At 40.9% G+C, this 14169-nt stretch carries 10 protein-coding genes; 9 read left to right on the top strand and 1 reads right to left on the bottom strand.

What is annotated here, in order from left to right:
- The 3 genes from SAE01_RS09870 to SAE01_RS09880 all read left to right on the top strand — a co-directional run bounded on the left by SAE01_RS09870 (window position 1) and on the right by SAE01_RS09880 (window position 4446).
- Window positions 1-2247 carry a DUF4331 family protein gene (locus SAE01_RS09870; protein WP_147203587.1) on the top strand — a complete coding sequence of 749 codons (2247 nt, stop codon included), beginning with the start codon at window positions 1-3 and terminating at the stop codon, window positions 2245-2247.
- A gap of 136 nt (window positions 2248-2383) precedes the next feature.
- A complete protein-coding gene (locus SAE01_RS09875; protein WP_147203588.1) occupies window positions 2384-3730 on the top strand; it encodes a tetratricopeptide repeat protein in 1347 nt (448 codons plus the stop codon).
- 23 nt (window positions 3731-3753) lie between these two features.
- Entirely contained in the window at window positions 3754-4446 is a 693-nt protein-coding gene (locus SAE01_RS09880; RefSeq protein ID WP_246113198.1) for a HupE/UreJ family protein, read from the top strand.
- 68 nt (window positions 4447-4514) lie between these two features.
- Here the strand turns inward: SAE01_RS09880 and SAE01_RS24450 are convergent, their stop codons facing one another.
- The gene (locus SAE01_RS24450) at window positions 4515-4688 is read right to left on the bottom strand and encodes a hypothetical protein (RefSeq protein ID WP_170234127.1); all 174 of its coding nucleotides are present in this window, start codon (window positions 4686-4688) and stop codon (window positions 4515-4517) included.
- A gap of 466 nt (window positions 4689-5154) precedes the next feature.
- Here SAE01_RS24450 and leuC point away from each other — a divergent pair, with 466 nt between their 5' ends.
- The 6 genes from leuC (at window position 5155) to SAE01_RS09910 (ending at window position 14077) form a co-directional block, all read left to right on the top strand.
- Entirely contained in the window at window positions 5155-6588 is a 1434-nt protein-coding gene (gene leuC, locus SAE01_RS09885; protein WP_147203589.1) for a 3-isopropylmalate dehydratase large subunit, read from the top strand.
- A gap of 305 nt (window positions 6589-6893) precedes the next feature.
- On the top strand, window positions 6894-7490 hold the full coding sequence (gene leuD / locus SAE01_RS09890; protein WP_147203590.1) for a 3-isopropylmalate dehydratase small subunit: 597 nt from the start codon (window positions 6894-6896) through the stop codon (window positions 7488-7490).
- Between the two features lie 53 nt (window positions 7491-7543).
- On the top strand, window positions 7544-9124 hold the full coding sequence (locus tag SAE01_RS09895) for a hydroxymethylglutaryl-CoA lyase-like TIM-barrel protein (protein ID WP_218029125.1): 1581 nt from the start codon (window positions 7544-7546) through the stop codon (window positions 9122-9124).
- 121 nt (window positions 9125-9245) lie between these two features.
- The gene (locus SAE01_RS09900; RefSeq protein ID WP_147203591.1) at window positions 9246-9602 is read left to right on the top strand and encodes a four helix bundle protein; all 357 of its coding nucleotides are present in this window, start codon (window positions 9246-9248) and stop codon (window positions 9600-9602) included.
- Window positions 9603-9692: 90 nt separating this feature from the next.
- A complete protein-coding gene (gene leuB, locus SAE01_RS09905) occupies window positions 9693-10763 on the top strand; it encodes a 3-isopropylmalate dehydrogenase (protein ID WP_147203592.1) in 1071 nt (356 codons plus the stop codon).
- A 344-nt stretch (window positions 10764-11107) separates the two neighbouring features.
- Complete coding sequence (locus tag SAE01_RS09910) at window positions 11108-14077, top strand: TonB-dependent receptor (RefSeq protein WP_147203593.1); 2970 nt, start codon at window positions 11108-11110, stop codon at window positions 14075-14077.
- The last annotated feature ends 92 nt before the right edge of the window (window positions 14078-14169 follow it).

Raw genomic sequence — 14169 nt, forward strand, 5'->3', positions numbered from 1 at the left:
ATGAAAAAATTTTTAAAACTGTGTGCAGCTACTTTGGTTTGCTTAGCTTTCAATCAAACATTAGTAATTGCGTCATCACATAGAGAGGCTCCATTAATTGCTTACGACCCCTTAGCCGATAATACAGACGTTTACGCCTTTAGGAGTCCCACAAATCCTGATAATGTTGTCTTAATAGCGAATTACATTCCTTTTGAACACCCTGCAGGTGGCCCTAACTATTATACTTTTGGCCAAAACATCCGGTACGAAATTCACGTAAAAAATAAAACAACTACAACGGGTGACGATATTACTTATCGTTTCACTTTCCAGCAGGTCAATGAAGATCCTACTACTTTTTTCAAAATAAGGTTGGGAAAAGAAAATTTAAAGACGACCTACACGTTAGATCGTAGTGTGAATGGTGGTACTTTCAATGCAATTGTTACTAATGGTATTGTACCCCCTCCTAACATTGGCCCCCGTTCAATTGACAATCCTACTGTCGGACTCGGTAAGAGTTATGATGCTGTGATGCAGTCAGCGATAGCTACTGCAACTACTGGAGAAAAAGTATTCGCTGGCCAAATTGATGATCCATTTTTTGTAGACCTTGGGGGCATCTTCGACCTTGCCAACGTTAGAAATCCTGGTAGAGATGGTCTGGCGAAATTTAATGTACACTCTCTGGTCATTGAAGTTCCTATAAGCACATTACAGAAGAATAATTTACCTGTTTCTCAAGCTGCTAATATTTTAGATCCTAATTATGTAATAGGTGTTTGGGCTAGCGCCAGTCGTCGTGAGATAACTACGTTTGAGCCAACAACCGGGCAGCAAACACCCTATGGTGAGTGGATTCAGGTATCCCGTTTAGGTATGCCTCTTACAAATGAGGTGATTGTTCCAATTGGAGCAAAAGATAAGTGGAACTCAGTTGCCTCTAATTCAGCAGATGAAGGTCAATTCGCTACCTACTTCAAAAACCCAGAGCTAGCTCTTTACATGGACGATTCTAAGTTTGGAGGCTCTGTGCCCTTCCTCACATCTTTACGTATTCAAGCTAATTCATTAGGTGCTTTTGATTTTAGAAACGGCAGACCTGGTTTATTCCCTGTAAGAGGTACACCTGGCGTTGCCGGAACTGCTTTTGCTGAATCTGCAAATGGAGGTTTCGCCGAGCTTTTACTTCCTGACAACATGAGCCCCCGCGCAGTAGATTTACTTCCTATATTTCTAACAGGCGTTCCAAACGTCAGGCCTTATCAATTAGCTACGGGTAAAGGCGGAGATCCACTGGCAACAGGTAAGCCGTTTATAAACAATTTCCTTCCAACAATCGGAGATATGTTACGGTTAAATATGGCCGTGCCAGTAACTCCAAGAAACAGCGCTGATTTTAATTCCTTAGGATTGATTCAAGCTGCTGTTTTAGGTCTTACGGACCCACGTTTCAACGGGAATGCAAATCTCGAATTTATTCCTAACATGGATGGTTTCCCTAACGGAAGAAGACTCGAAGATGATGTTACAAGGATAGAATTGCAGGCTGTTAGTGGAGTCGTGCTTGCTGCAATAGGGCTACCTTATGAGAATGCGGATCAACTTGGTAAAACGCTTGGTTTTAAAGCTGGACCAACTCAAAATGATACTGCCTTCAGAACCGTATATCCCTATGTTCAAGGCCCATGGAGAGGGTTTACAGGTGCCCAGTATGTAGGCCCAAGAAGTGAGCAAACGCTGCCTTTAGGTTTCCTTGCTTTGAATGCTGAAAAAGCAGGAAAGGAAGTGAATCTGAAGTGGCACGTCACAAACGAGATCAACAACAATCATTTTGAAGTTGAATACAGTACCGATGGATCAAAATTTGTTGAAGTCGGAAGGGTAAGATCAACTAACGGGGCGACTAGCATTTATGAGTTCGTTCATGCTACGCCTTCCTTAAATACTATTAATTATTATAGGATCAAACAAGTTGACAACGACGGAAGATTTAGCTATTCTCCTTTGAAATCAATTAAGTTCGATTTTGATAATGTGGTTCAAATACTGCCAAACCCTGCAAGCAATTTCATTAAAGTGTACACTAAAATGACTGGCGTTACTGCAAACTTGTTTGATGGAAGCGGTAAAAAACTTGCCTCTCAAATTGTAACCAATGGTATGACCCAATTCAATATCTCTCATCTACCAAAAGGTAATTACCTAATCATATCAGAAAGCAACGGTGTGAGAATAGATACCAGGAAGATTATTAAACAATAGAAATACAGTTAGGAAAGATGAAATAGGTTTTTACATATAGCCCGATCTTGCATCGGGTTATATGTTTTAAGGTAGTCAGCAAAAATCCTTTTTTGTAGTATTGATAAAAAACGGCTACATTCTAAAAAATTAAAAAATGAAAAAGAGTTACGTTTATATAGCGTGTCTAATTGTTTTTCTGCTTGCCATTGTGGCTATTGTGGTAAAGTACAATAACAGTGAAAAAGAAAAAGAGAGTATGGTGTATGAGTTACTTCCTCGCAAGGGAGCGGCGAATGAGAGTAAGGAATGGAAGGAAGTGCAGAAAAAAGCAGGTGTTTTGTTCGAAGCATTAAAACAAGATCCTAATGATATAAATGCTTCATTAAAATTAGCGGCTTTATACATTCAGGAGGCAAGAGAAAGTGGCAATTATATGTATTATGATCGCGCCGCCATGAAAAGTGTAAACACCGTTTTAAAAATTGATTCTCTGAACTTTAATGGCCTCGTCTTTAAGTCACTAATTTATTTATCGCAACATCATTTTGCGGAGGGTTTAGCAGCCGCTCAAAAGGCTCGCTCAGTAAATCCATACAATGCTTATGTGTACGGCTTGATGGTTGATGGAAACGTCGAGATGGGAAACTACGACTCAGCGGTTGCTGATGCAGACAAGATGGTATCTATAAGACCTGACCTTACTTCTTACTCTCGCGTCTCCTATTTGAGAGAAATTTTTGGTAACTATAAGAGTTCTATCGAAGCAATGAAAATGGCGGCAGAAGCGGGCGGGCAAGGTGACGAACATACAGAATGGACAAGAGTTCAACTCGCTAGTTTGTATGAAAAAACGGGAGATTATAAAACAGCGGAAAATTTGTACAGGCAATCACTGAGTATGCGCCCTAACTATCCTTACGCCCTTGCAGGACTTGCTAGGGTAGCAGTTGCTGCAAATGATAATAAGAAAGCAATTGAACTTTACGAGAAAGCAGACGGCCTCATAAATGATAACTCAATGAAAGAGGAACTGGTTGATTTATATCGCCAGTCCGGGCAGGATAAAAAAGCAACTGATTTGGCGAAACAAATAATTGAAGATCTTTCTAAAGATGCAGAGGCAGGTGATAAAGACGAGTCGATAGGGCATTACGCTGATCGTGAGTTGGCTTATGCCTACTTAAAGGTTAACAATGTAGATAAGGCACTTGAGCACGCTTTACTCGAATACAATCGACGCCCTGAAAATATCGATGCAAATGAAACTGTCGCGTGGGTTTACTATAGCAAAGGAGAATACAGCAAAGCTTTGCCCTACATAAAGACTGCTTTAAAAACCAACTCAAAGAACCCCGTTCTTTTGAGCCGCGCAGGGATGATTTTTTTGAAATCAGGTGAGAAGGAAATGGCTAAGAATATGCTGCAGCAAGCTTCCGGCACTAATTCCTATGTCGGTTATACTCTAAAAGCAGAAACCACTACTGCTATGCAAAGTCTCTAGAAACAGCTGAATTAAATACATCAGTGAAATTACCGGCAACATTTCAAAGGCAACATTTAAAATGTGGAATTACTTTCATCGCCGCAGTTTTGTTTGTATCCGCTACCCCTTTGTTTGCACATACCATTAATTATGTTTTAGAAAAAGCGCCAACAGAACATGTTATCTGGTTTTATCTGAAGCTTGGCTATACCCATATATTACCCGAAGGATTCGATCACATTCTTTTTGTTGTAGGCCTTTGTTTATTGAGTGATAAGGTGAAAGCAATTCTGTGGCAGGCGACGGCCTTTACTGTTGCGCACTCTATCACGCTTGCCATGAGCATGAAAAGTATAATTGTTGCACCAAGTGCAGTGGTGGAACCAATTATAGCTTTGTCTATTTTATTTGTTGCTGTAGAGAACTTACTTCTTACCCAGCTGAAGCCCTGGCGAATTTTGCTTGTTTTTATGTTTGGATTAATTCACGGCTTAGGCTTCGCCAGTTCCTTGAACGAAATAGGTCTTCCCAGGAACAAGTTTTTTTTATCTATACTTTCCTTCAATGTCGGTGTTGAACTTGGGCAAGTCTCCGTCATACTTGCAATGTTTTTACTAGTTATTTTTCCATTAAGGAAAACCCCGAATTATCGAAAGCGCGTGGTCTTTCCTCTCTCAATTGTAATTGGGTTGATTGCAATGTATTGGACAGTTCAACGAGTGTTCTTTATATGAAACAAGAGAGTTATAAATAATAAAAGGGGAAGCAAAACTTCCCCTTTTATTATTAAGATTTCCTTTGTTTAATTGATTTGATCTGCATTTTCTAAAAGGATCAAATTCTCCTTTTGCAGATATTGAAGAATATTTGAGGCGGCGGTTTTACTGTCAATCAGAAACATTTCCTCCTGGTATCTCGACCTTTCAATGATCTGTTCTATCTGTGACCTGACGGTGTGTTTTTCTATCTCTGACATGTTGTTTCGTTTTAGACTTGGTTACTATTTTGACTCAAGTTAAAGAAGAATGTTTAACGGCTTCGGACCGTATAAGTAAATGTAATGCTAATGTTAGGCGGTCGTATAAAATGTGTAAAACATCCTTTTCAGGACTTGCTTTTTGCACCGATCTCATCCTGTACGTTTCAAAAATGTGCTCGTTAAGTTAACATCATGGCTACTATACATCATAGTTCTACGGAGCAGCTTCAAATTCTGATCGATGTAGTTTCTTTTCTACTCTTCATTAACTTTTTAATATGTAACCTTTTGGTTTTGAAAGTATGAGTATCTTAAGGTGCTGGTCTTGTTCAGTTTGAAAATGATTTTTGGCCGGATAATTTTTTAATAAATTTCGCTAGCTCTCAAGGTTTTACACTATATTTTTCTGACTTTCGTACTTGGTTTTCAACAAATAGTAAAGAAATCAGTAAAGTTTAAAAATATGAGTAACACTCCAAGTACCTTATTTGATAAAGTGTGGGATGCACACGTAGTTCGAAAAATTGAAGATGGTCCTGATGTGTTTTTTATTGACAGACATTTTATTCATGAAGTTACCAGCCCGGTTGCTTTTTTAGGTCTTCAAACCCGCGGTGTCGACGTGATGTCGCCTGAGCGCACTTTTGCTACGGCCGACCATAATACGCCTACGATCAATCAGCACCTTCCTGTTGCAGATCCGCTCTCGGCAAACCAGTTAAATCAACTTGAAACAAATAGCGCTAAATACGGTATTTCTCACTGGGGTTTAAACAATCCTAAAAACGGAATTGTACACGTTGTCGGTCCTGAAAACGGTATCACCCTTCCCGGAATGACGATCGTTTGTGGAGACTCTCACACCTCGACTCACGGGGCTTTTGGTGCCATCGCTTTTGGTATCGGAACTTCTGAAGTTGAAATGGTGCTGTCATCTCAATGTATTATGCAGCCTAAGCCTAAAAAGATGCGTATAAGCGTCAATGGAAAATTAGGCAGGGGTGTTACGCCGAAAGACGTAGCTCTTTACATTATTTCGAAGATGTCTACCAGCGGAGCTACCGGCTATTTTGTTGAATACGCCGGTGATGTTTTTGAAAACATGAGCATGGAAGGCCGCATGACCGTTTGTAATATGAGCATTGAAATGGGCGCTCGCGGAGGAATGATTGCGCCGGATGAGACTACTTTCAATTATATAAATGGCCGTGAAAAAGCTCCTAAGGGTGAGGCATGGGAGAAAGCACTTGCATATTGGAAGACATTAAAAACCGATCCTGAAGCATCTTTCGATTTAGAGTATACTTTCGACGCTGCTGATATAGAACCGATGATTACTTATGGTACTAATCCGGGTATGGGCATTGGCATCAGCAAACATATACCGTTGTCAGGGGAAGTTGAAGGTGGAAAGTCAAGTTATGAGAAGTCTTTAAATTATATGGGCTTTCACGAGGACGAGGAAATGATCGGAAAGAAGGTCGACTATGTTTTTGTGGGAAGCTGTACCAACGGTCGCATCGAAGATTTCAGGGCTTTCGCATCTATTATCAAAGGCCGTAAAAAAGCTGATAATGTAACGGCATGGATTGTTCCAGGTTCGCATGTTGTAGAGCAACAAATTAAGGAAGAGGGAATTTTGGATATTTTACATGAAGCAGGTTTTCAATTGCGCCAACCAGGTTGTTCTGCCTGTCTTGCCATGAACGATGACAAAGTGCCTGCGGGTAAGTACGCTGTAAGTACCAGCAACCGCAACTTCGAAGGTCGCCAGGGACCAAACAGTAGAACGCTGCTTGCGAGTCCGTTAGTTGCTGCTGCTGCTGCGGTAACCGGTGTAGTTACTGATCCAAGGGAGTTGATGGAAGAGGAGCTGGAGGTATCGGGAACGTACTAGTGAAAAATGCATCAAGCTGCAGGCTTCACGTTGACCGCCATTTTTAAAAGGACTTCTGGAACGTGTAAGAGTTTTGGGCCTGGCAGAAATGCAACGTGAATCATTCTTGCGTGGCTCTTGTACATAGTTATCAGTTCCAGCGATAGTTGATTAAAAAATATCAGTACAAGTGAGTGACACAACGATGCCGAAATTTGAACCGCAGCTTGTTAACAAGAGTTCCTTAAAATTTCTCTTTTTATAAAAAGAATAATCAAAATATTAAAAGCTCGAAGCTAGCAGCTAAAAGCTAGCAGCTACAAAACATGGCTTACGATAAATTTACTATCCTTAGAAGTTCAGCTGTTCCATTGCCGATAGAAAATGTTGATACTGACCAAATCATTCCCGCGCGTTTTTTAAAAGCAACGGAGCGTAAGGAGTTTGGCGATAATCTATTTAGAGACTGGCGGTACAACCAGGACGGCACACCTAAAGAAGATTTCATTCTAAATAATCCTGTTTACTCAGGCAGAATATTGGTGGGTGGAAAAAATTTCGGTAGCGGCAGTAGTCGCGAGCACGCTGCCTGGGCTATTTATGATTACGGTTTCCGCTGTGTCGTTTCAAGTTTTTTTGCTGATATTTTCAAAGGAAATTCTCTTAATATCGGCGTGCTTCCTGTGCAGATTAGCGGCGAATTTTTAGACAAGATTTTTACCGCAATTGAAGCCGACCCAAAGACCGAACTTGAAGTAAATCTACCTGAACAAACCATTACTATTCTCGCAACCGGCGAAAGCGAGTCATTTGATATCAACGGTTACAAAAAGCATAACATGCTAAACGGTTTCGACGATATCGATTATTTGCAAGCCATGAAGGATGAGGTAAAAGCCTTTGCAGCAAGCAGCATGTACTAGAGCCTTACCTCGACAACACCGTATTTAATTTTGAATAATTCATTGAAAGAAATATGCAACTAGCAACAGAAACCAAAGGCAGGCAAATTGCTGCCAAAGACAAAAAAAGGTCAAATGTTCAAAGGCATATTGAAATCATGGATACTACGCTTCGTGATGGCGAGCAAACCAGCGGGGTATCGTTTTCGGCTTCTGAAAAGTTGACTATTGCTCAAATCCTCCTTACAGAAGTAAAAGTCGACAGGATAGAAATTGCGTCTGCAAGAGTTTCTGAAGGCGAGTTTCAGGCTGTAAGAAATATCACCGAATGGGCAGCAGCACACGGCTACCTCGATAGGATAGAAGTGCTAACTTTTGTTGACGGCGATACTTCAATAAATTGGATGTTGCAGGCAGGCGCAAGAGTAATGAACCTGCTAACAAAAGGTTCTTTAAATCATTTAACGCATCAACTTAAAAAAACTCCCGAACAACATTTTGCTGAAGTTGCTGATGTAATTGCACTTGCAAATGAAAAAGGAATAGACTGCAATGTGTACCTCGAGGACTGGAGCAACGGAATGCGTAACTCTCATGAGTACGTCTTGCAGTATCTGGACTTTTTGCAGCATCAACCAATCAAACGTGTTCTATTACCCGATACTTTAGGGGTACTAATACCTTCTGAAGTTTTTGAGTTTATCCAGGAACTTGTTTTAAGATATCCTCAGCTCCATTTTGATTTTCATGCACACAACGATTATGACCTCGGTACTGCAAACGTTTTAGAGGCAGTTAAAGCAGGGATCGATGGAATACATTTAACTGTGAACGGGATGGGAGAACGGGCAGGAAATGCGCCACTTGCGAGTGCAGTGGCAGTATTGAACGATTATATGAAAGATGTAAAAACATCTGTAGTCGAAACTTCTCTGTACTCGGTCAGCAAACTAGTTGAAACTTTTTCGGGTTTTAGAACACCTGATAACAAACCGGTAATCGGCGAAAACGTCTTTACTCAAACTGCCGGTATCCACGCAGACGGTGACAAAAAAAACAATTTATATTTTAACGATTTGCTCCCCGAGCGTTTTGGTCGCGAGCGCAAGTATGCCCTAGGCAAGACAAGCGGAAAGGCAAACATCGAGAATAACCTGCATCAACTAGGTATACAGATTTCAGATGAAGATTTGAAAAAAGTTACCCAGCGTATCATAGAGCTTGGTGATCGCAAAGAAGTCGTAACCCAGGCAGATCTGCCATATATTCTTTCTGATGTTTTAGATAGCAATACAATTAAGGAAAAAGTTCAGTTAGAAAACTATGTGTTAACGCATTCAAAAAACTTAAGACCTTCTGTTACGCTAAAGTTGCGGATCGACGACGAGACGTTTGAAGAGCATGCACAAGGTGACGGGCAATATGATGCTTTTATGAATGCCTTAAAAATAGTGTATAAAAACAAAGGACTTGAGTTGCCACAACTGACCGACTACGCGGTGCGGATACCTCCAGGAGGAAAGTCGGACGCCCTTTGCGAAACCATCATATCCTGGATGTGCAGCGATGGAAAACATTTCAAAACCCGTGGCCTTGATAGTGATCAGACAGTTGCGGCAATAAAGGCGACTCAGAAAATGCTCAATTTGATTTGATAGGGGTGGAGAAGGTAACGAGGCAACACAAGGCAACAAGGCAACAAGGCGACAGGCAGCGAGGGAACAAAGCAGCGAATTGTAAAAATTGTATTTTGCTGAGTGTTTTCGATTAGCAAGTATGACAGCAATAAATAGTTATAGAGATTTGTTGGTATGGCAGAAATCGATGTCGCTTGTTACAGATATTTATGCTGCTTCGAACAGCTTTCCTAGCCAGGAGATGTATGGGCTCACAAATCAGCTTCGCCGAAGTGCAGTTTCAATTCCCAGTAATATTGCTGAAGGTTACGGCAGAAACTCAACAGGAGATTACAAAAGATTTCTACAAATAGCAGTAGGTTCATTGTTCGAATTACAAACACAAGTCGAAATTGCTTTCAACTTAAATTATCTTGCGCAAAATCATTTCAATACCATACTTGGTAATACTAAAGAATTAGATCGAATGTTATTATCATTAATAAAAAAGATATGACGGGCTCAAAGACAACGGCAACTGTATTTTACTTGTTGCCTCGTTGCCTCGTGCCGCCATGCCTTTAATACCTCTTTCTAAAACCAACAAATGAAAAAACATATATTAATCGTTCCCGGAGACGGGATAGGACAGGAAGTAACAGCAGTAGGAAAGAAAGTTTTAGATAAAATAGCTGCAAAATTCGGACATGAGTTTACGTACGACTCAGCGCTTATTGGTCACGTTGCAATTGAAGCCACTGGTAATCCTTTGCCTGAGGAGACTTTGCAAAAAATGAAAAGTTCCGACGCGGTATTGTTTGGCGCCGTTGGACATCCTAAGTATGATAATGATCCAACTGCTAAAGTTCGTCCTGAACAAGGGTTGTTGAAGATGCGCAAAGAATTAGGGCTGTATGCTAACCTTCGCCCTATAAAACTATTTGATGAATTGCTGAGCGCTTCAAGCATTAAACCTGAAATTCTTAAAGGAGCTGACATCCTGTTTTTTCGCGAGCTAACTGGTGATATTTACTTTGGCGAAAAAGGTCGTAAAAACAATGGAGATACGGCTTTTGATATGGCAGAGTATAGCCGTTACGAAGTGGAGAGAATTGCCAGGAAAGCTTTCGAAGCTGCAATGACTCGTAAGAAAAAATTGTGCTCTGTAGATAAAGCCAACGTGTTGGAAACAAGTCGTCTTTGGCGCGAGGTAGTACAAAAAGTTGCGCTTGAATACCCCGAAGTAGAAGTCGAGCACCAATTTGTAGACGCTACAGCAATGTTGCTAATAAAAGACCCTTGCCGCTTTGATGTAGTGGTTACTGCTAACCTTTTTGGTGATATTCTAACCGATGAAGCTTCCCAGATTGCTGGTTCTATGGGCATGCTTGCTTCAGCGTCTATCGGAGATGGAACCGGGGTTTACGAACCTATCCATGGTTCTGCTCACGACATAACAGGAAAGGGAGTTGCTAATCCTCTTGCTTCTATTTTGTCTGCCGCTTTACTGCTCGATATTTCTTTTGGATTAAAAGCAGAGTCCGATGCTTTGATTAACGCAGTTGACAAAGTGTTGAAGGCTGGTTTCCGTACCCGTGATATTGCAGACTCTCAAACAGCCTCTAATATGGTTTTAGGTACCGAAGCAATGGGAGAACAGGTTTTAAACAATATTTAAACCGATTTCCTTTTTAGGATATTTTATAAAGATGCCTCCTTCTGCGCGCAGCTAAAGGAGGCAATTCTTTTTTTACCAGGTTCATCTCAATTAGCCCTCACTCGTTCCACTCTTAAAAATAGTTTAAGTTTTTATTCTATAAATTTGGTAGACTAATATAAATGCTTTTAAATTTGCCCCGAAACCAAATATGACCATAAAAGCAATGTCCATATTTTTCAATTCCTGTTGTCGATGTTGTTCCCATAAGAATATTTTCTTCTAACCTGTTGCCTGCTATACTGAATATTTTTTTGCCTATTTATCCTACTAAACAAGTAGACTGCTAAAACTTTAGCCCAATCATGAGAAAAAATTTATTAAAATTAAAAGAACAAGTATCTGCCTCCAATGCAATCCTAAAACAGGGTTTGATCTTTTTTGCAATGTTTCTTTCATTTCAGGCAATTTATGCACAGGGCAATAACCTTATAGAAATTTCAGGAACAGTGCTTGAGCATGATACCAAACACGCAATTCCTTCTGTAAGTGTGCAAATAAAAGGAACAGTAGCCGGAACCATAACAAACGAACAGGGCGAATTCACTTTAAAAACAAGAAACAGGTTTCCCCTTACCCTTGTCTTTTCTTCTGTTGGATTTGAAACGCAGGAATTTGAAGTCAAGTCAATCAACTCTAAGCTAGCAATCAATTTAGTTACTCAAACTGTATTAGGCAACGAAGTGGTTGTTACAGCCTCACGTGTTGCTGAGAATATTTTAAAATCTCCGGTAGCGATCGAAAAATTAGACATCAGGGCTATCCGCGAATCACCGGCACCCAGCTTTTACGATGCGCTTGAAAATGTAAAAGGCGTTCAAATGATTACTTCGAGCCTTACTTTCAAAGTGCCTAATACCCGCGGTTTCAATATTCCAAACAACTTTCGTTTTATGCAGTTAGTGGATGGAGTAGACATGCAGGCAGCGACTCTAGGCGTTCCGTTAGGTAATGCAATCGGGCCAACCGAACTAGACATTGCCAGCATAGAAATTACTCCAGGCGCAGCTTCTGCCTTATATGGCATGAACGCGATTAATGGGATGGCGAATTTGCTAACTAAAAGTCCTTTTCTATACCAGGGTTTAAGTGTTTATCAGAAAACAGGAATCAACCATGTTGACGGTAAAGATCATGATCCAAGCCTTTTAACGGAAACTGCGATTCGTTATGCAAAAGCGTTCAATAACAAGTGGGCATTTAAGATAAATGCCAGTTATATGCGGGGAACCGACTGGAGGTCCAACACAAGACTTGACCAGAACACAAACAATCTCAAAAGTGCTAACCCGGCCTTTCAGCAGTTAAATGGCAGCAACAATGTAGCTTTCGACGGCTGGAATAAATACGGAGACGATGCTTTAGCAGGAAGCAATGTTGTTTCGATTAGCGGCCTGAATATAAATGGCGCTCCGAATCAAACTTTGCGCGTTGCCCGTACCGGTTATTGGGAAACTGACCTGGTAAGCCCCAAAGTGGATAATTTGAAATTGGACGCAGCCCTTCATTATCGTATTAGTGATAAAGCGGAGCTTTCTTATTCTTACCGTGTCGGTAAAATGGATGGAGTTTTTCAAAGAGGAAATAAAATTCAACTTGATAACGTAGTTGTACAAAACCATAAACTAGAGCTGAAAGGAAATAATTATGTTGTTCGCAGTTACATTTCTGTAGAAAATACCGGCGACTCCTACAACGTAAAACCTTTGGCTGATAACCTTGATCTTGCCAGCGGTGGAAGCAACAATGCATGGGCTGCTAAATATAAAACTGCTCTTGTTTCAAAGTTGAATGACGGTGCTGATCTTGCAACTGCTACTCAGTTTGCTCGTAAGGCAGCTGATGCAGGACGCGTTGAGCCTGGAACGCCAGCATTTGAAGCGCTCAAGAATACGATCATTAAAATCAACAACTGGGATATCAAGTCTAGCCAGATACCCGACGCACCTGAAACCGGCGGAGCAGCGTTAATCCAAAAAAGCAGGCTTTACCATACGGAAGCACAGTGGGACCTTTCGAAAGAAGTAAAGGTGGTTGATTTACTAATAGGAGGCGATGCCCGTATTTACCAAATTATCCCTGATGGAAATAACTTCGTAGACTTTACCCGTTCAATCGCAGATCGCAACAAAGCTTTGGCTAACGGAAGTTTCGGTGACAATGTTTACTACAAGAAGTTTGGTGGGTTTGCGCAGGTTACTAAGACTTTTTTCGATGAGAAACTCAAATTATTCAGTTCTCTTCGTTATGACTATAACCCTGAGTTTGATCCTAAGCTTACCCCACGCCTCGCTGCTGTTTATACATTTAAAAAAAACCACAACTTCCGTATTACATGGCAGCAGGGGTATCGTTTCCCGGCTTTGTTTGAAGCTTTATCGTACGTAAATAACGGAAGGGTTAAACGTGTTGGTAGCCTGTCTTATATAAATGAGGGTTTAGGATACCTAGAGAACAGTTATTCCCAGGCATCAGTCATTGATTTTAACGCGGCAGTAAGTGCTGCCGGAAACACTGACCAGGCTGCCCTGGCAAACAGGAGTTTATTGAAAGTTGCCAACCTTCCTAAAGCACGTCCTGAGCGCATCAACTCTTTAGAGGTGGGTTACAAGAGTGTGTTATTCAACAATAAGCTGGTATTGGATATCGACGCCTACAGCAACCAGTACGATGGGTTTTTAGGACAAGTGCAGGTGTTTGTTCCAAAGGGTGAAACGGTGGGTTCTGATGCCTCGGTGCTTGCTATGCTTGACAGAAACAGGGATGCCACTACTGCAACTTCGACAACTGCTGCAAGTAAAGGGCAGGATCGTTATCGTGTGTATACCAACGCAAAAAACACTTACCGTAATTACGGCTCCGCTCTTGGTATCACTTACAACTTTTATAAAAAGTACACTATTTCAGGAAACGTAAACTATAACAAGATTAGGTCAAACGAAGTCAACGACATATTTGTGACAGGCTTCAACACGCCTGATTGGTCTACCAACCTTTCATTTGGTAACCGGCAAATTGCGAAGAATGTTGGTTTCAACGTTGTCTGGAGATGGCAAAATGCCTTTTTGTGGGAAAGCCCGTTGGTTACTGGTGACATTAGTGCTTACAGTACCATCGACGCGCAGGTCACTTTTAAAGTCCCTGTGGCAAAAGCCAGTATTAAAGTTGGTGCTGCTGATATTTTTAATCATCGCTATCTACAATACGCAGGTGGTCCTACAATTGGCGGTCTATATTATGTTGCCTTTACTTTTGATAACCTTTTAAATAAGTAGTCAAAAAGTCGAAAGCTGATTTTTCTAGGAAGCCAACTTTCGTATTCCATAGTAACATCGTTGCGACGCTTCGTTGACCTACGGAAAATTAG

The sequence above is a fragment of the Segetibacter aerophilus genome (assembly GCF_007991655.1).
Lineage (GTDB): Bacteria > Bacteroidota > Bacteroidia > Chitinophagales > Chitinophagaceae > Segetibacter > Segetibacter aerophilus.